Source organism: Rhodopirellula sp. SH410 (assembly GCF_055811895.1).
In genome coordinates, this window is record NZ_CM147949.1 from 1253919 (window position 1) to 1274109 (window position 20191).

10 protein-coding genes are annotated in these 20191 nt (G+C 59.9%); 3 read left to right on the top strand and 7 right to left on the bottom strand.

Annotated features, from left to right (window positions below):
- Positions 1–79: 79 nt before the first annotated feature.
- Positions 80–1186 (bottom strand): dihydrodipicolinate synthase family protein, encoded by a 1107-nt coding sequence (locus SH410x_RS04845; RefSeq protein ID WP_473675124.1) that lies wholly within the window; start codon positions 1184–1186, stop codon positions 80–82.
- 75 nt (positions 1187–1261) lie between these two features.
- Positions 1262–1486, bottom strand: coding sequence for a hypothetical protein (locus SH410x_RS04850; RefSeq protein ID WP_473675126.1), 225 nt, complete (start codon positions 1484–1486; stop codon positions 1262–1264).
- A 199-nt stretch (positions 1487–1685) separates the two neighbouring features.
- On the opposite strand from SH410x_RS04850, the gene SH410x_RS04855 reads away from it, so the two are divergent.
- Positions 1686–5429: a DUF1553 domain-containing protein gene (locus SH410x_RS04855; RefSeq protein WP_473675128.1), complete on the top strand. Its 3744-nt coding sequence runs from the start codon at positions 1686–1688 to the stop codon at positions 5427–5429.
- 61 nt (positions 5430–5490) lie between these two features.
- Positions 5491–6771 (top strand): DUF1501 domain-containing protein, encoded by a 1281-nt coding sequence (locus SH410x_RS04860; RefSeq protein WP_473675130.1) that lies wholly within the window; start codon positions 5491–5493, stop codon positions 6769–6771.
- A 263-nt stretch (positions 6772–7034) separates the two neighbouring features.
- Here the strand turns inward: SH410x_RS04860 and SH410x_RS04865 are convergent, their stop codons facing one another.
- From SH410x_RS04865 to SH410x_RS04885, 5 genes are all read right to left on the bottom strand, one after another.
- Positions 7035–8084, bottom strand: coding sequence for an NHL repeat-containing protein (locus tag SH410x_RS04865; RefSeq protein ID WP_473675132.1), 1050 nt, complete (start codon positions 8082–8084; stop codon positions 7035–7037).
- A 102-nt stretch (positions 8085–8186) separates the two neighbouring features.
- Positions 8187–11450 (bottom strand): PVC-type heme-binding CxxCH protein, encoded by a 3264-nt coding sequence (locus SH410x_RS04870; protein WP_473675134.1) that lies wholly within the window; start codon positions 11448–11450, stop codon positions 8187–8189.
- Between the two features lie 88 nt (positions 11451–11538).
- The gene (locus SH410x_RS04875) at positions 11539–12825 is read right to left on the bottom strand and encodes a DUF1501 domain-containing protein (protein WP_473675136.1); all 1287 of its coding nucleotides are present in this window, start codon (positions 12823–12825) and stop codon (positions 11539–11541) included.
- A 100-nt stretch (positions 12826–12925) separates the two neighbouring features.
- On the bottom strand, positions 12926–16591 hold the full coding sequence (locus SH410x_RS04880; protein WP_473675138.1) for a DUF1553 domain-containing protein: 3666 nt from the start codon (positions 16589–16591) through the stop codon (positions 12926–12928).
- Between the two features lie 516 nt (positions 16592–17107).
- On the bottom strand, positions 17108–18646 hold the full coding sequence (locus SH410x_RS04885; protein ID WP_473675140.1) for a right-handed parallel beta-helix repeat-containing protein: 1539 nt from the start codon (positions 18644–18646) through the stop codon (positions 17108–17110).
- Positions 18647–18896: 250 nt separating this feature from the next.
- Between SH410x_RS04885 and SH410x_RS04890 the strand changes: the two genes are divergently transcribed.
- The gene (locus tag SH410x_RS04890) at positions 18897–20159 is read left to right on the top strand and encodes an NRAMP family divalent metal transporter (protein WP_473675142.1); all 1263 of its coding nucleotides are present in this window, start codon (positions 18897–18899) and stop codon (positions 20157–20159) included.
- Positions 20160–20191: the final 32 nt, after the last annotated feature.

Genomic DNA, 20191 nt, shown 5'->3' on the forward strand with positions numbered 1-20191 from the left:
GTCGAGGGACCGACGGGCATCCTTGCCACGCTCGCCAGAGCGTGGGAAACGTCCGACGTCTAACTTCTGTCGAAGGTCGTTACACTGACGAGGATAAATCAGGGGTGACCTCTTTCAGGTAGGGATGCAGTGCCTCAAAGCGATTATCCGCCTCTGCCAACTGTTCGTTGCTCAGTTTGAGTTCGGAAACGATTGGCGAGGCAGGCGTCGATTTTCCTGGTCCGTATTCGCGAGATACCAAGTTTTTGAAGACACCTCGCTTCTTCCAAATGGTCAAGTTCGCACCGCGCAGACTGCCCGGTTTTACCTTGACCATTTGAATGAACTTGTTGAACACGTCTTCGAGAGTTTTCGGGTCTTCACCGCTTTGCTGCAATTCCCAGATGCGGGTCAGAACGTCGGCGTATGCTGCGCGCTCTGTGATCACACCTTCGGATCCGAGCTGTGCCTCTTGGAGCCAATGGAATCCACCGCGTGCACTAAACACGCGGCGCACCGGAGGCATGGCGGCAAGCGAGGTACGCATTCGCCCTAAAACGTCGCCTGCCTCTTCCTTGATGTACCCAAAGTGCGGGAACTCGGCTGCCAGTTCAATCATTAGCTCCGGTGAAGGAAGTGGCCCGCGATAGGCAACGCCTCCGGTTGTCTGGAGAATGACTGGCCGTTTGGCCACCGCCGCAAGGGCTCTCCAGTATTGCCGCAGATCTTTCTCGGACTTCCCGGAATCGGGTGGTCGAGAGATGATGGCGTCCGGTTCCAAGGATTCAGCGTGCTCGGCAAATGCGAGCATCTCGTCAGTGTTTTTCCCCTGGACGCCGAGGCACAGCGCGGTGGGAAGACTCCGAGCCGTCTCGGCCAACACTTTCATCCCATGCATCTTCTCATCCATCGTCAACAGATCGACACTGTCTCCCGATTGGGGCCAGATCATTCCCGGGCAACCACCCCACGAAACGAACTTTGCTTCCGTCGCGAGGACGTCGTAATCGACCTCTCCCGAATCCGTAAACGGCGTTGACAGAATCGGAAACGGTCCACGAACCCTCGGGTCGGCCATGGCTGTCGCCTCGTCCTGATCAGCATGCAAGTGCTTCCCGGGCAGAACTGCTCCAGCAACGACGGCCGAAAGCCCTGTGAGTGTGCTTTTGACGGCGGTCCGTCGCGAAATGAATTGTTTCAATGTCATGGTGCTCCTCGGAATTCGGACACATTAATACAAATGACGATAGCGTGGCGCGGGTTGGGAATCCAGCGAATACGCTTAGAAATCAATAAGCGAAAAGAGGCGTTGTCGAAAAGTGGCGAGCAGCAACGCGGAGGCCGTGTCGACAAAGCGACCGGTGTCGACGAGCCCGAACGGCAGGCAGCAAGAGACCAGCGAGAGTAACGAGACCAGCGAGAGTAACGAGATCAGCGAGAGTAACGAGATCAGCGAGAGTAACGAGATCAGCGATGATGGCGCCGCATCGTGTGAAAGGGCGATCATCCGCGGGCGACTTGCATTTCATGGTAGATTGCCACAGGATCCAACATCGCTGCGGTTCAGGACGTTGGCACTGAGCATCGATCCCTCGGCCTGGGGTATACTGGTGGTTTATTTGCCCAGGGCGCACTCGACAATGAGGTCGTTGTCGCCCCTGTTGTTCTCGCCGGAGGATCCTCCGACAGGATTGAGGAGACGAAAAATGAGACTCGGTTGGAAAGAAGTTAAAATCGACGATTCACGGAATATCCATCCATTTCCAGTCCGTCTGAAAGTCGTCTCGACACTCGCCCTCTTGATTTTGGCGACCGCCGGCCAGGCCCTCGCGGCGGAACCCGTGGTGCAATGGCGGTTCGATGGCGAACCCCAGACAGGGACGTGGCTGGGAAAACCCGGCACACCGGTCGAGGGTCCACAACCTCCGAAGTATCCCGGATTCGATAGCGGCAATGCAGCCATGTCCTTCACCGGACACAAGGGCTCGATTTTGATCAAGGATCACGAGCGTGGCGGTGTCCCCAATGTTCGATTCGGCAGCGGCGATACGTTCGCCTTTGAAACGTGGGTGAAATTCAGAACGCTCCGTGCGGGACAGACTGCCTACGTTCTGGGCAAGGGACGCCATCCCAAGCACGGAGACGATTTCGCTGACAACAATCAAAACTATTCCATCCGCTTTCAGGGAACGAGCGATGGTGCCCAATTCGGATTGCTCTTTACGAGCGAGCATCCAGAGACAAAGGAGCGTGCATGGCATCGTTGGTGGAGCATACCGGTCGTGCCGGCGACCGGTTGGCATCATGTGGCGCTCGAGTTCACGTTTGGGAAGAGCGACAGTCTGCAAGCCTGGATCGACGGGAAACCGGTGACAGGCAAATGGGATGAGAGCGGCGCGACGGATCTGCCGCCTGTGCAGGACGCCGACGACCTCGTCATCGGCACAGGCTATACCCGCGGCGAAGCCTCCTCGTTTCAGGGTTCGTTGGACAACCTGGCGATTTATCGCGAGGGCTTTGATCCGACTGAAATCGCCCATCGCTACCGCTTCGTCCCGCCCCCGCCAGCAGTGACGCGTGAGATGGTTCCAGCCGGCAAGGTGTTGATGCAGATCAGCGAAGAAGGCGTCCCCAAAGCCAACAGCTGGCCGCAGGAACCGCAGGTCACCGAGACGTATCACGAAGACGTCTTTGGTTTCTTTGAGCTTCCACACAGGTACGTTGCAACCGGCGTCCGAGGAGATCGAGCCAATCCGTCTCATTTGCGAGCTTCGGCGGTAGTGACCTTACCCGCTGGCAAACACCGTCTGATGGTGCGTGGTCGTGGGGTGTGTCGGCTTTTTATCGACGCCAAGAAGTTGCTCGAAACGTCGGCCCGACCGCACGACCCCGGCGGGTATGAGCTGCTTTCGAAACAGGACAATTATCTCGATCTCGGTCCCGACTTCCGCTTTGCGCCGCCCGGCAATCGCGATGCTTGGTGTGAATTCGAAACCTCTGGCGGCGAGCATTTCGTTATTCTCGAAACGATGGTGGGTGGCATCACGGGGAGCAGTACTTTCCGGCCCGAACTCGGCGAGACCGTCGTGGCCGTCTCCCTGGAAGGCAGCGAAACATGGTCGCTGCTCACTGCCGGGGATCGGGAGGTGGATTACACGGACGCAGGCTGGCAGGCGTATGAAGCAGATCGCCGAGCCAGGCTCGCCCGCATGAACGCCGCTGCCCGTGCGGGACGCCGTGCTGCCAATCACGAATACTGGGACCGCCGCCGTACCGCCGCCGCTGAGTGGCTGGCGGAGACCGACAGGGTTCCCGTGCCGGAATCGGCCAATGGTTATCCAGCCCATAACGCGGTCGATCATTTCATTAATGCGAGGATCGCTGAAGTGAAGAAGGACGCAGTCCAGGGCGACCAAGGTGGCGTCGACTATTTCAAAGAGATTCGCCCACTTCTGGAGACGCGTTGCTACGACTGCCACCAAGGCGTCAAGGCTCAAGGTGACCTGCGTCTGGACGATCCCATGTCCGTGTTGGCAGGTGGCGATTACGAGGGTTCGGCCATCGTTCCCGGCAGCATCGACGAGAGTGAGCTGATTGACCGGATCACTTCGACGGACGAGGGTATCGTCATGCCGCCCAAGGGCGATCCGTTGACGGACGAGGAAGTCACCCTGTTGAAACGTTGGATCAAGGGTGGTGCCACGTGGCCGCAGTTCGATGTCGATCATTTTGAGCCCAATCCGCTCGCCGAGGACCTCACTTTTCTCCGGCGCGTGACCCTCGATACCGTCGGAGTACCGCCCACCGAATCCGAGATCGCTGTGTTTCTCACTGACAACCCGGAATCTCGCCGCGTCCAAGTGATTGATCGGCTATTGGCAGATCCTCGTTGGGCAGATAACTGGATGGGTTACTGGCTCGATGTTCTCGCTGAGAACCCGAACATGATTAACCCAACGCTGAACAACACCGGTCCATTCCGCTGGTGGCTGTACGAGTCGCTGCTTGATAACAAGCCCGCCGACCTTTTCGCGACCGAGTTGATTCGCATGGAGGGCAGCGAGCGGTATGGCGGACCGGCTGGCTTCGGCACAGCGACGCAGAACGACCTACCGATGGCGGCCAAGGGGATTATTGTCAGCTCCGCATTTCTCGGCGTCGAGATGAAATGCGCCCGTTGTCACGACGCCCCGTCGCACGTGTCGATGCAGGAGGAATTGCTACAGTTGGCGGCATTGTTGAAACAGCAGCCGATCAAGCTGCCCGCGTCCAGCAGCGTGCCCATGGGGCCGCTGAGTCAGGCGGGACGCAAGCCTCTGATTCAGGTTACCCTTGAACCGGGAACCGAAGTCGATCCAGCCTGGCCGTTCGGCCGTTACTGCCATGAATCGGTCGCCGATGCACTGGCGGAAGATCCCCAAAACCCCCGCGACCGATTGGCAGCCCTCATCACCGCTCCGCAGAATGAACGATTTGCCCAGGTGATGGTCAACCGCGTTTGGCAGCGATTGATGGGGCGGGGGCTGGTCGTCACGGTGTCCGACTGGGAAAAGAACAGTCCCTCGCATCCGGACCTGCTGCGCTGGCTAGGGCACGAGTTCGTCGCGGGCGGTTATGATCTGAAGGCGGTCAGCCGGATGATTTTGAATTCGCATGCGTATCAACGCGCGACCGATCCGACGCTCACCCAAACCAGTCCGCTGTTCGTCTCGCCAGCACCACGGCGTTTGACGGCCGAGCAGATCGTCGATTCCGCTTTTCACGCGACCGGCACCCCATTCGATTTGGAAGAGGTCAGCCTGGACATCGACAGTGTTCGTGCCGTCAACACCACGATCAGTCTTGGCAAGGCACGGCGATGTTGGATGCTCGCCTCGAGCTCAAACGAACGCGATCGGCCCAGTTTGTCGCTGCCCCGGATCACAGCGGTAACGAGCGTGTTGAAGACGTTTGGCTGGCGCGGTGCTCGGCAGGACCCCCAGAGTCTTCGTGACACGGAGTCCAACATTCTGCAGCCTGCGATTTTCGCCAATGGTGTCATGAGTATCTGGCTGACGCGACTCAGTGATCGACATGGAATCACGCAACTCGCATTGGAGGATCAATCCGTCGACGCACTCGTCGATCGTGTTTTCCTCAGACTGCTCACTCGGCGGCCATCCGCTGAAGAGAAAGAACGCTACGTCCGATTCCTATCCGAGGGCTACGACACACGCGTGATCCCCGAATCGAAACGAATCCCGCCGACCCCTGGCGAGCGTGAACCGGTCCGTTACGTGAGCTGGTCGAACCACGTCGATGGTCCGGCCAATTCGTTGGCAGTGCAAAAGGAAGCCGATGCCCGTCGCGGCGATCCTCCCACGAATGCCTTGAACGATGACTGGCGGCTGCGCATGGAAGATATGTTGTGGGCCGTCCTCAATGCACCCGAATGGATTTATACCCCGTAGTTGCTTTTTCGTTGGGTTATGCCCAGCGGACGCGAAATCATTCAACCACTGGATCACTCTCATGGACCGCCGACACTTCCTCACTCACACCGGCGCACTCGCTGGGGCCGCTCTCGCCGGTCGCTCGGCACTCGCGCGACCGACTGCGATCAACGTCCCGAAAGGCAAGGCCGAACACGTGGTGTTCATCTGGCTGGGCGGGGGGATGTCGCAGATCGACACGTTCGATCCCAAACGTCGAGGCAACTCCAAGGCCTCACCGAAGCTCGCCGGTTCGGAGTACGACGCGATCGATACCGCCGTGCCAGGAGTGCAGTTCTGCGAACACCTGAGCCGGACTGCGAAGCTCGCCGATCGATTGACCGCCCTGCGGACGGTGAACCATCACCTCGTCGATGAACACGCCTTCGGCACCAACTTCGTTCACACCGGCCGTTTAATCAGCGGCAGCGTCACGTATCCCTCGATCGGTTCTATCATCGGCCATGTGCGTGGTGCCGTGACCCCAGATGCCCCGGCCTACATGCTGATCGGCTACCCCAACATCAGCCGCGGCCCCGGTTTTCTAGGTGCTAAGGCTGGTTACGTTTACCTCGTTGATACCGATAGCGGCCCCTCTGGTTTCTCCCGACCGGAAGACGTGACGCCACTTCGTGTCGACCGGCGTCGTCAACTTCTGCAGCCACTGACCGAGCGTGTCCCCGAGGGCTCTGTGATCGCGCAGTACCGCACTGCTCAGGCCGAAGCCCTGCGGTTGGCCGGCCCCGACTTCATGCGTCACTTCCGACTGCAGGACGAGCCGGATGCCGTGCGAAATGCTTACGGTGGCGAGTTCGGTCAACGCTGCCTACTGGCCCGCCGCCTTGTCCAGGCGGGCGTGCGATTCGTCGAAGTATCCCACAACCTCAATTTCATCAACGGTACCGGCTGGGACACCCACAATGAAGGCCAGCAGAACCAGCACCTGCTCATCAAAGAACTCGACATTGCGTTGTCAGCTCTGATCACCGACCTGGAACAGCAGGGCATCCTCGATAAGACGCTCGTCGCGATCGGCACTGAGTTCGGGCGTCCCGCCCAATACGATGGTCGTGGCGGACGCGGACACCAGGGCAGTTGTTTCAGTCTGCTCCTCGCTGGCGGCGGCCTGAAACATCAAGGTGCTTACGGTGTGACCGACGAAGTCAGTAAGTCCATCGTCGAGAACCCTGTTTCTGTCCCCGACTTCCACGCGACGATCCACGCAGCCCTCGGAATGAATCCGGCCCACGAACTGTTCGACGGATCACGGCCGATCCCGATCACGGACCAGGGAAAACCCATCGCCGCGTTGTTTGGCTAAAGGGCTCACTGTCAGCGTCGATCACGCAGGTTTCATTTGAACGAAAACCTGCCCCAGTACTCCGGTGTCTCCTTCTGTCCGATGGGCTGCCATTTTCGCTAGTTGTGCTGACCACGCCCTGGCGAGCATACCGACGTCGGTGGTTGGCGACCTGCTGATTTCTTGAGCCGAGTCGCGAGAGCGGCCGCGTGGCTCGCGTTACCCGTTACCCGACGGCTTCGGCTCACCATTGCCGGCCGATCTCAGGCTAAATCGACAGCCCGTTAGGGAAGCGGCATTCGTAGCACACGGTGGTGGTAGCTGTCGACGACGTACAACCAATCGTCGCGGACGGTCACGCCGTGCGGGCGCTGGAGTTTGAAGTCACCCTTGCCCAGCACGGTGGTCAGCGTCTTAGCAACCGGGTCGTATTTGCGAATCGTGTGGTTCATATCGTCAGCGATAAATACATTGCCATTCGGGTCGATCGCCAGATACTTGGGTTCCCTGAATTGAGCTTTCAGGGCCGGACCGTCGGCATCGCCCGGCTGTCCGGTCCCGGCGACCGTTTCGATGACGCCCGAAGGACGTACGACTCGCAATGCATTTCCGTTGCGTTCCACGATGTATAGGTTGCCCGCCTCATCCATCGCCGCCGCACGCGGATCGACCAATGGCGCATCGGTTGCTTGCTGCCCATCAGTGGGAACGCCCCGTTGGCCGTTACCGGCCAGAGTCGTGATCTGACCCGATTTCAGATCGATGGAACGGATCCGATGGTTGCCCAGATCGGCGACCATCAACCGCGACTTGTCAGGTGTCAGGGTGACGCACATCACCACATTCATCTGGGCCTCAGAGGCTGGTCCACCCTCCCCAGAAAACCCTTGTTTGCCGGTGCCGGCGAAGGTCGAAATCGTTCCGTTGGTTGCATCGACCCGCCGCACGACGTGATTGGCATGATCGGATAAGAGGATGTCACCGCCAGGTAAAATCGCCAGGTTATGGATGGCATCGAAGGTTGCCTCCGTGGCAGGTCCGCCGTCGCCCTCGTATCCGCGGGCCCCGGTGCCTGCGATCCGTTCCAGCTGCCCCTGATCATCGACGCGGAATACCCGGCCGCCAATGTACTCGGCGATCACCATCTCTCCCTGTGGATCAAACTCGACACCGAAGGGGATGTTCAGTTCGTCGGTCGTCGCCGATTGCGGTGCTGGCGTCGGGTCGCCGATCACTACGGTCACCTGCTCAGCTCGCACCAGCGATGCCGTCAAGAAAACCGCCGCGAGTGAGGCCAGGTGGCCCGCAACAGAATGGGTTGGACGGTGATACATAGGGTATGGTCTTTCAGGTTGGATTTATCGGAATCACAAGGTGCGGCACGATCGCCCCACACATCGCGAGGGAGACGTTGCAGGATCGAACGGGTGACGTTGCTACGGTTGGCGGACGTCCGTGGCACTGCCGACGGCATCGCCGTGGCGCAGCGTCAACAGGTACTCGACGAGATCGGCTAGTTGTGGCGAGCTCAAACCGGCAACCAGTCCGGTTGGCATCAGAGAAATGTTTTGCGGGCGTTCGACTTCGACTTCGTCGGCAGCAAATGTCACATGTTGCCCTGTAGCGATTCCGATCGTGATCTGCCCGTCTTGCCGATCGATCACCAGACCGCTCAGCACGCGGCCATCCTCGAGCAGGAAGGTGTGAGCGACGAAATTGTAGTTGATCGCACCGCTGGGGTATTGAATGTGGTACAGCAATTCCGTCGCCCCGTACTTCATGCCGATCGACGCCAGATCGGGACCCACGAGAGTGCCGGAACCGTCGACGTGATGGCAGCGGGCACAAGCGGCGTCTGGATGTGTGGCGAACAATTGCCGTCCGCGGTCGGGATCGCCTTGCAGGGCCAGCACCGTTTGGACGTCGTGGATTTTCATGTCGTTCTCGCTGGATTGAACTGGTAACGCCTGCTCAGCCAGCTTGCGAATCCGGTGATCAGCGTGGTTATGCAGCAGGAACGAGAGTTCACCGTTGAGGTCTTGGGGAAAGGTTTTCTCGCGATAGATTGACAGGATCCGCCGCACACCCTTGATCGATGTGGTCATCAGCTGCAAGGCGCGGCGCCGCACGTCCAGCGGCATGTCGTCGCTCGTGATCACTTTCAAAAGAAATTGGTCAGCGGCCGCGCCAGCCAACTCGGCGTTGGCATCCAGGGCTGCCAAGGCGATCGGTCCGCCACTGGACTGGCCTCGAGCGGATTCGACCCACTGTGTGACCGCCGCTCGAGAGGGTTGATGTTGAAGTTTCCCCAGGGCAGCCACTGCCGCGGCACGCACGGGGACATCGGCTGTGTCGGTGAGGGCCAGATCCAGCAGCGTTGGGCCGAACTGGGTCAGGCCGCTACGAGCGATCGCGGCGATCGCGGCCTGCTGCAGTTCCGGATCTTGCAGGGCCGCTGCGAACACGTCATGCAAGGCAGCCGCGTCGGCCAATTCCTGCCAGGGACCGGCGACCCGGAGCCCCAGTCGTTTTAGGATTTCGCGTTTGCCGGATGCGTCGACGGCACCGGTCGAGTAGCGTTGGATCAGCAGTCGGCCGGCGCGGAGATCGTCCAGTTCCGACAACGCCACCGTGGCGGCTCGCTCGACCGATGGGGACTCGTTGGCTTGCAAAATTCTGGTGAGCGCCGGCAGAGCCTCGTGACGCTGCACAGCCCATGCCAACCCGATGATCTGGCCGGCCGGATTCGACGGTGGCAGCGCGTCGTCGGGACGCAGGAACGCGTCGTTGGTACCGATCGGATAATAGGGCGGCACGGCGATCGGGAGATCGTTCCAGCCACTGTGAATCGCCCGTTCAGCCAAGTGGTCGAATAACTGGCGTAGGTCGGCCGAGGGGCGGTCGATCAACGCGGCTCGCACGGCTTCCAAATAATACCGGTCGCGGCCATCCCAACGGTTGGCCAGTTCCAGCAACGCGTCGCCCAAGTCCTCCGTTGGCACGTTGCGCAGGCACGACAGCAACGCGCGACGGACACCGGCGTCAGGATCGTTGACCAAGGGCAACAGACGATCGAGGTAAGCGACGGCGGGTGACTCCAGTTTGATGCCCTCCGGCGAGGCGAGCAGGCATTCACTTTGCACATCACGAGCGAGCAGTTGCACGGCCGTCTCTCGAATTCGCGCATCGGCATCGCTCAACGCGGCCAACGCGTCGACATGCTCGGTGCCGGCCAGCGCGTCGAGCACGTGCAACGCCCGGGCGCGGACGTGCGTGGGTGCCTCGCGAAACAGCGTCAGCAACGGCGGGCGAACAGCCACGCCTTGCGAAACCAGACGGTCGCGAGACGCCAGTCGAGTGACGGCGTTGGGCGACTGCAAATCGGTGAGAAGTCCCGCCACGGGATCGCTGAGGGGCGGTCGGTCGCTCGGTGCCGCAGGCGGCTGGGTGCTCAGTCGGTAGATGCGACCTGTCGTTTGATCCGAAAATCGATTGCCGCCCACACCAGCGTCGTACCAGTCACAAACCAGCACCGAGCCGTCGGGAGCTACGGCGAGGTCGACCGGCCGAAACCAGTCATCCTCGCCTTTCAGCAAGACTTCGTAATCGGATCGAAAGCCAGCACCGTGGCGATGCAGGGGGAACGCGTTGACCTGGTGAGTTCCCGAGTCAATCTCCAGCACCGAACCAAAATAGTGTGCGGGCAGATTGTGACCTTCATAGACCGTCAATCCGGCGGGCGCACCGTTGCCCGTTCCGACCAGCTTGGGGATGATGCCCGGCAATTCTTCGGCCCAGTGCCGCGTCGACTCGGGGTGCTGATAGCCATACTGTCCGCCATCAATCACCCAGTACATGCGTGAGCCGCGATTGCCATCGTCGTCGTTGTCGGACCCGAACACGTTTCCGAACGAATCGACGGCGGCTTCGTAATTATTGCGATGCCCCGAGGTCAGCACTTCCAGTTCAGTGCCGTCGCGATTGACGCGGAGCGTGGTGCCAAAGTTGGCGCTGGACAATCGTCGGCCGGAACGATCCGTCACGTCAAAAGTTGGTTCGCGAGCCTGCACGCCATCGGCCCCGTAACGGGCGTCGCCAACGGTAAAGTACAGTTTGCCATCGGGGCCAAAGGACATGCCGTGCAAACCGTGGTCGCTATCGACGCCACGAAAACCACTCAGCAAAGCGTAGCGACGGTCCGCCCGGTCGTCGCCGTCGGTATCTTCCAACACCAGCAGGTCGGGCGAGTGACCGATGTACACGCGCGTGCCGGTTTGTCTGCCATCCGTCCAGATTTCTTCGACAGCCAGCCCCAGTGGGACTGGAAACAGGTCCTCGGCAAAAACGGTTACCGTATCGGCGCGTCCGTCCCCGTCGGTATCACTGAGGATTTTGATGCGGTCGGCACCGTCAACGCGTTTGAGCTGGTCGAATTGCCGCTGCTGCATGCGATAGTTCAACCCTTCGGATATCCACACTCGTCCTCGCGAATCGATATCCATCGAGGTGGGATTGTTGACCAGGGGTTCGCTGGCCCACAACGACACATCCACGCCGGCGGCGGGACGCAAGGATTTCAGCGAATCGGCCGGCGGCTGTTGAGCGTGTGATGGCGTGCCCAACAGCCCCCCGGGCAATGCGATCCCAAGCAGAACACAGCCGACCGAAAGCCGAACCGTGCAAACGGAAACAGATGCCATTGGATTCTTCAAATCAGTTCGTGGTCGTCGACGCTCGGCGGTTGCCAAGCCCTCCACGCTCGGGCGAGCGCGCTACGAGGAATTTTCACTAAACAAACAATTTGGCGATGGGAGTTCCCTGGTCGGTCGTGGGAACCGGGCGGTCACCCGCGTACAGGTGTTTGCGATAGTCCACTCCGACCGCCCCGCAGACGGTGGCGAAGAAGTCGGGCACGCTGACCGGATCGGCAACAATTTTCTTGGCCAATTCGTCGGTTTCTCCCCATGCCCCGCGATGAGCCAAACCACCGCCGGCGAGCACACAACTGAACGCGGAACCCTGATGGCCGCGCCCACCCCCGCTATCGAATTCCGGCGGACGACCGAATTCGCTCGTGATCACGATCAGGGTTTTGTCCAGCAGCTTTTTCTCTTGGAGGTCGACGATCAGGGTCGCGACGGCGGTGTCCAATTCTTGAATCAATTTGTGTTGGTTCACGATGCCGCTGTTATGCACGTCCCAACCCGAGCCGTTCAAGAAGTTCAGATTGTGGCTGACTTCGATAAACCGCACGCCACGTTCGACCAGACGTCGACTGAGCAGGCAGCGTTGTCCAAATTCGCCACCGTAGCGATTGCGCAGATCATCGGGTTCACCGTCGAGGTTGAAAACGCGATTGAACTCGGGACCGCTCAGCTTCATGCTCTGTTCGATCGCGGCTTCGTAGTCGATCAATTCCGTCACGGCTGTGGAGCCGGCGTTTTTGCGCAGCGACGCGAGGAACTGCTCGCGTCGGCTCTGACGCCGAGGCGTGATGATTTTGGGACGCGACAATCCCGCCGGCCCACGACCGGTTTCGGTCAAGTACAGGTAACCGTACTTCGATCCCAAGAAGCCCGGACCGCGAGTCACATTGGGATAGCCGATCAGGACATAGGGCGGCGCGTCTTCGCTGGCCGGACCTCGCTCGTGCACGATCAATGAACCGAGCGATGGATAGGTCACCGTACCGCTGATCGCCCGTCCGGTGTGCATGCGATTGGTGGCCGCCGCGTGTTCGTCAATCACGTTGTGATTGACCGTTCGCACCGCCGTCACACGGTCCATCACCTTGGCCATCGACGACAGGTGTTCGCAGACCTGCACCCCGTCCACGGCGGTGTCGATGGAATCGTAATACGCCCCCGCTTTTCGGGCTTTCGGATCACCTTTGGCCTTGGGGTCGAAGGTATCGATCTGTCCCATGCCGCCGCCGAGCCAGATGGAAATCACATGTTCGGCTTTCCCTTGCAGCAACGCCTGCGGGTCGCTGCCGCGAGCGATCGGCGCGATACTCAGGGCGCCAGCGGCCGCCATGCTGCTGGCCAGAAATTGTCGTCGGGTGGGATCTTGCATAGCTCGCCTCAGATTCGTGCAATAGAGAAAACGGTGCGGGTAGGAACAGGCATCGCAGCGACTCGATCGAGCCACTGCGAGAATGAATAATACGGGGAGATCAAGGAACCCAAGCAAACTCGCGGTGGTTCACCAGACTCCAAACAACATCTTCGTAGACTTCACGCCACTCCGCCTGGAGTCGCGGATCGACGGCGGGACCGAGCATCACCCGACGCTGCCATTCTTCCTGGACGTCGTTGGCTTCGGGCACCAAGTGGTTCGACCAGGTGGATTGCGGCAAGGGCGGCAGGGCGGCTGGTCGCTGAACTTGATCTTCGGGCACCAGGCGGGAATCAAACCCAGCAGCCAACGCCGGCAGCAGGTCCGCCCGTTCCTGTTCGCTGGGGTGACGGGCCAAGAACCGTAGGAACAGCGTGTCCAACAGAACCTGAGGCGAGGCCGCATCGAGGGCTAATTCCGCCAACTGGCTCTGGTCGGCCGCGCGGGTCAGCGACATCGATAGCGTGCCGTTGGCGAGGATCCCCGGTTGTAATAGGTTCGGTTCGGATTCACGCTGCACGATCGGCTGTTGTCGGGTGCCGGTCCAACCAAACGCCTCCAAAACGTCGGTGATCGGTTGAGCGCGAGGCAAGGACAAACTGGGACGGTCCCGTTCGTTGTTTAACCCTGCAAACATCCAGGCGCGCGTTGGCGAACCCAGTGTCTGCCGTGTGGTGATCGGTTCGGCTCCGTCGTGTACGAAGGTCAATTCGCCCGTATCCATGCGCTGTCCCGACGCAGCGAACAACGAATCAACAACCTGTTCAGCGGCTAAGCGACGTGGATCCGGTGCGTTGAAGAAACGTTGTTCGGCGATCGCCTGTTGATTGCGACCGACCGCTTCGCGTTGGTAGGTCTGTGACGTCATGATCTGCTGCAGAACGTATCGCAGGTCATAGTCGTGCGAAACCAACTCGTCCGCCAGCCATTGCAGCAGTTCCGGATGGCTGGGCGTCTTGCCCTCCCAGTCATTGACCGGCTGAACGAAACCGGCACCGAGCAGACGGTTCCATAAAAGGTTGACGACCACCTGTGCAAACCGATGGTTCTCCGGCGAGGTGACCAAGGCCGCCAAACGTTCGCGTGAGTCCTTGGGGTTTTGCATCAGAGCGTCGATGTGGGGCCCGTCTTCGACGCCAGTGAACGACGCAAACGGCCACTTCGGCTGGACTTGCACGTCCGGTTTCAGCGTCACCTGGATCAGAGATTCTCGCCCGATGCCTTCGAAGAAAGCGTCCGGCACGCGGCTGGTCTTGGGCGGCGCCAGCGACTTGCGGTTCAACATCGCTGCCACCGAATACAGATCTTCCTGGGTGGTGCTGTGGTAGGGCGAATCGTGGCAGCGGGCACATTGCAGTTCGATGCCCAGGAAGGCCGAGGCCACGATGTGTCCCTTGGCTGCCATCGGTGAATCGTTTTCGCCGGCCATCGCGAACCCGGCGCTACCGCCTTCATGACGACTGCCGCGCATCAGCAACAACTCCGTCACCATTCGGTCGAGCGGTTTGCCGTCCCGCAGCGATTCATACAAGAACAACCGAAAGGGGCCGGTCGAGTTGAGCGATTGATTTAGAAGAGTCGGGTTTTCGGCCAGCAAGTCCATCCAGAAGCTGACCCAGTGGTCCGCATACCGTTCGTCTTGCAATAACCGCTCGACCAGTTTGCTGCGTTTGGCAGGATCGTCGCTGGCCAGGAATTCCCGGGCCTCTTCGGCGCTGGGACCGACGCCCACCGTGTCCAGATAAGCACGGCGGAGGAACGAGGCATCCTCCACCAACGGCGGTTGGTCCACGGCGGCTGGATCGATCGGCGGATTGGGCCATACGGCGCCGTCGTTGACCCACTGTTCGAGCGTGGCGATCTGCTGATCGCTGAGGCCTTCGTCGGTGGGCGGCATATCACCATCCCGAATCCGAACGATCATTTCGCTGGCGTCGGAATCCCCCGGCACAACGGCTGGAACCTCCGACTCACCCATCGCCAGGGCGTGCTCGCGGGAATTCAGCCTCAGGCCCCCCTGTTCCTTTTCGCCATGACAGCGGAAACACTGTTCGCTCAGGATCGGCAGGACTTCGTTGTGGAAATGTGTGGTGGTCGCTTCGTCGGTCGTCGCCGCTTGGCGAATCGCCCGTGCGATTTTGTCGGCGACAAAGCGGTCGATAGGATGCGTGTCTGGAGCGGTGTCAGGTGTTTCCTCCGGCGTGACGGTTTTTCGAGCGAGCTCGTGCCGTTGCTGCCAAAAAGCGTCTTGCGTTGCGGCGGCGTTGCGGCGTTGCTCATCTTCGAAGGCGACCAAGTTAGATTCGAATTTCCGCAGCACCGGTTCAACCGACGCATCGGATAGCAGCAAGGGTGACGACGCGTCGGGCTGCAGTACAAACAGTGATCCTTCGCTGTTGGGCTGGATCGCCGCGCACACTTCTCCAGATTCCGTCCGGTCGCCATTGCCGCCCACCATGACTTCTAAGACCACGCGAGCGGTACGCCGGCCGTCTTGTGCGGGGGCTGTGATTTCGAACGAGGTGAATGCTTCCTGTTGCGGAAAGGGCAACAAGCGGGCGCCGGGCACCAAGGGATCGGGAACCGGTACCACGGCTTCGAGATTTCCGCCGCGGCTTCGCACCGTTTTGGTACTCGCCACCAATTCGCCGTCGACCCATAGCCGGCTGAGCGACCGAACGCGGATGAGGAAGCGATGGTCGCCGGCGGGCAGTTCAATATCGCCGGCGATCCGCATCAATAACGGAGCCTTCCAGCTAGAGCGGATACCCCAGTCGTCATATTGCACCGGGATTCGCGACAGCAGGAATGCATCGCCCAGCCAACGTGTCGACTCGGCTGGCCAGGACTCGCTCTCGTACAACCAGCGGTCGCCGGCAGGCATGTTTTCGGACAATTGGAACAGAACGCGGCCGGCGGGAATCTCTCCCAGGTCAGGCATGACCGCTGACGCCATGCGGACGACACGTTCGTCACCCACGCGATTGAATCGAGCAGCCAAGGTCTCGTCGTCCAGCACCGCACGGTGGATGGCAACCGCATCCAACTTGCCAGCAAAACGCTCGCCGATGCGGACTTCATCGTCATCGACGACCGGCGGGTCGGACGTCGGGCCGCCCATATCCCAGCGGCCATCGGTCGGTTTGCCATTGACCCAACCGCGGATCGAGTCCGGTTCACCAAATCGATAGGTAATCGCCACATGGTGCCAACCGGTATTCACAGGAAAGCCTTGTTCGGACGTCCAGCGGTGCCAGTGCTTGTCACCGCTCGAAGGCTCGGTTGCAAACAAAAAGTTCACCTTGGCTTTACCCTGAGCCCCCACAATTCGCAAGGCCCAGTTTTGATTGTCGCGTGCAAATCCCGGCGAATTGGTGCGTCCTTTGCCAATGATGTACCGCGGCTCGCCATCGCGGATGCCGGCCGGACTCACCCACGCTTCGAGGGTAATGGGATCGCCGTTTTTGAAATCAAATTCGCTGTCCGCCCCCGGATCGGGAATCGACAGGTAGGCTCCGGCATCGACGCCCACGGAAGTATTGTCGGGCGACATGTCGGGGAATTCTGGCGGACGCGGGCCCGCTTGGTCACGCGCCACGTTGCCGTGCGCGGTCAACGCCGCGGTCTCTTCGCTGCCAAAATCCCAGCGATCAACTGACTCGGCGGCAGCTGTGGTCGTAAACGAAACGAGTAAGAGCAAGATAGCCAGGCAGGTGGGACGCATTTCAAAACTCGAGGCCGCGCAGCGGGCGGGTGGGAGTGGGGCGGGAAGTGGGGGTGGGAATCAGGCTGGTGAGGTGGGACGCTTTCGGAGTGGGACACCTATTCTATACGATTTAAGCAGTACCTTCACCCTTTATCTGGGATCACCCGGTGGAATTCCGCGCAACAGGCTCCGTTTACCCACGATTGACGGACTCATCATGCCCACGTAGCGACGTTGAATTCCGCCGTGCCACCGGCATGGGCGGTTTGGTGGCCCTTCTGCTTGGCAATGTCCCCTTGCCCCACACAGCAGAGCCGTGCGTTGCCCCAAGATGCCGCTCACGACGACTCCCTCTTTCGCCTCGGTGCCAGCGGAAGAGGGCCATCTGAATGGGGGCTCGAAAACGTCTTGCTCGACAGTCCCGAGCGTGGAGCATTGGGCCACATCTATTCCGCTCGTTACTACCAAACCGGCCATCCCGTCCCGAGGAGAGAGATGACCGATGCGCTCCGATGCAATCACACGCAGGGGGGCTTAATTGCTCTCCGGCGGCGAAGTTGATTCGCGGCTGGTCTCTTGCCCGCTGCCTAAAAGATTGTCCACAATCTGGTTCCCGCTGCCGCCCAAGACGCGTAGCGAGACGCGTGGTTGTTCAGTGGTGTCACGGTCTTGAATCAGACAATCCGAGACACGACTGTCGACGACGTTTTCGAGTAACAGCCCACAGGGGGAGCAATCGAGAATCGTGCAGCCGGAGATATTAAACAGGCGGCAGTTGCGAATCACGATCGCGGCTGCGACATCACCGACTTGGTCGATATGGTTGCCGCTGAGCGTGCACCCCGTGCAATCTGAAAATACGAGACCGAGCCGCGCGGTCGAGCCATCGCCATAGTGATAGCGGGGGTTGCTGTCGAACACGTTGCCTGAAACGACGACGCTGTCGCTGTTGGTCACCCGCAGGTTGCTGGCAAAGCCTTTCCAGATCGTGTTGCCTGTGATGGCAACCCCACGCGTGTTCGCGATGTCAATGTTGACTTGAACATCCGACAGCACATTGTCTGCGATCGTGATATTGCCGTGCCTGGTTTCTTCGGTAAAGGCGACCTCGGTGCTTGTTCCGTTGATGCGAATATTTGCGGAGTCGGGAGCCGCATGGGTGTGCTGGATCGTGCATCCGACAATGGCGACTTCCCCGATCGAGCCGCCCGTGGAATCGAGCAGCACATTGGCGGTGGGTTCGGAGTCAGCCCCACCCATGTTGCCCTCGATATCGCATGTGCCAATGTGAACGTTGCGCACATCACCACCGCGAATCACAATACCGCCTTGTTGGTTGTAGCTGATGTGCGAGCCGATAATGTTCGACTGATGTAGATTCACGTGATCGTAGAAGACGCCGACACCATGGTTCTCGTAGATGTGGCAATCGGAAATGATGACGTTTCGGTTTCGGTTGACCAAATGTATCCCGTGCAACGCCTTGCGGACGACGACGCCGCTGAGCGTCAACTGCATCGTCCCGTCGGCTTCGATGCCACAGCTTTCGGGATGCTCGCCAACGATTTCGACGGCTTCTACCATCGGGCTGCGTTGGTTTTTCCAGACGTTGTCTTTGACCGTATGGGGTGCGGCGGTACCGGCATGGGTGCCGAGGAAGCGAATCGCGGGGCCGGGCCCCGCCATGACGATGCGTGCGGCTCCGCTGCTAATGAAGGATGTTGGCCCGACCGCCTCCAAATCGACCACAATCGTCTTGGTAATCCGGTACACGCCTCTGGGCAAGCAAATGTCACCGCGTTGGGAATCGACAGCACGCTGGATTGCGGCACTGTCGTCGGTGACACCGTCACCCACGGCGCCGAAGTCGCGAACCGAGTGCGATGCTGAGGACGGAACCGGCGCAGGCTGCTGCGCGGCGGTGTGATTGGGCCATCCTCTGAGTCCCACCAACGTCATCAAGACAGCAACTGCGAAGCAAGTCAGCCGGTAAGCACGCGTCGAGACAATCGGTTGCGAAGATCGTTCGCGCCGCAAGGATGGAAAAGCAATCCGAATGGACGATGGAGGCATAATGCGACCCTAAAAGTGAGTGGGAAACAATCGCGCGCCGATGGGGGTCGCGCGGACGAATCATGGTGGTGAGTGTGGTGATACGAATCGAGTGCTTCCATACGCACCCGCGTTCTTGCGCTGCGTCGTGGATCGAGGACTCGATCGCTGACTCGTGCAAAGTTTAACAGCATCCGAATCCATAGACTCACTTTTCCGATACAATCGCAAACTCGCTCACGACATCACTCCTATCCACGAAGCTGCTCCGTTGACCGACCCCATACAATCGACGTCTGTCTCACCCGTCAACCGTTTTTTCCAAGTCCTCGGCCCCGGCCTGGTATCGGCGTGTGTCGTGATCGGCCCGGGGAGCATCGTCACGAGTTCATCCGTTGGCGCAACAACGGGCTTCGCTAATGTGTGGGTGGTCATCGTCTCCGTGCTTTTTATGTCGGTGTATTTAACTTTGGCCGTGCGTCTCGGTGTGGTCACTCAGCGATCCGCTGGCGACGTGATCGCCGACGCGGCGCATCGGTTTTTGTCGATCATCGTCGGCGTTTCGGTCTTCTTTATCGCTGCGGCGTACCAGTTCGGCAATAATCTCGGCGTGCATGCCGCCATCAACGGTTTTGTTCCCTGGCACTACTGGATCGTGATCTTCAACGCGTTCGCATTGATCTTCCTATTTGGGTTCAAGAATCTGTATCAGGTGCTCGAACGCTGCATGGCGATGTTCGTTGGCGTGATGCTGGTGGCCTTTGCGATCAACCTGGCCTTCGCCCGCCCCGACCCGATGGGCTTTCTGCGCGGCCTCAATCCGTTCTCGGGGGCGACAGAGGTGGGCTTGCCGTTGATGGGGTTGATCGGGACGACGTTCATCGTCGCCAACGCGTACTACCAGTCGTATCTTGTGCGTTTCAAAGGTTGGAAGGTGACCGACATGAAGCTCGGTCTATTCGACGCACGCGTGGGTGCGGCGATCATGGCGGTGATCACGCTCATGATCATGTGCACTTCGGCGTCGGTCTTTCACCCGCAGCTGGTCTCAGGGGAGATGACGGTCGCCGACATCAACGACGTTTCCAAAATCGGTAATCAGCTTGAGCCTTTGTTCGGCCCCGTGGGCCGGGTCGTGTTCTCCGTCGGCCTCTTTTCCGCCGCGTTCTCGTCGTTCATTGTCAACTCGATGGTGGGTGGCTTCGTGTTGGCAGACGCACTGAAGCTAGGCAATCGCCCCGATGATCTGGGCCCTCGTATCATGACGGCGGTTGTTCTGCTTTCCGGTATGAGCGTCGCCCTGTACATGATCGTGACCGGTGTTGGCAAACCGGCCGCGTTGATCGTCGCGGCTCAAGCAACGACGGTGGTGGCCTCCCCGTTGATTGCTGCCACGCTGCTGTGGTTGACCAATCGCAAGTCCGTGATGGGCGAGCACACCAACGGTCCATTCACGAATCTGATCGCCGGCGTCGGACTGGTCGTCTTGGTGCTGATCTCAGTCAAAATTGTCTTTCTGGATCTGCTCCAGTGAGCCGAGACGCGTGAGCGGGCTGTTGATTTCGT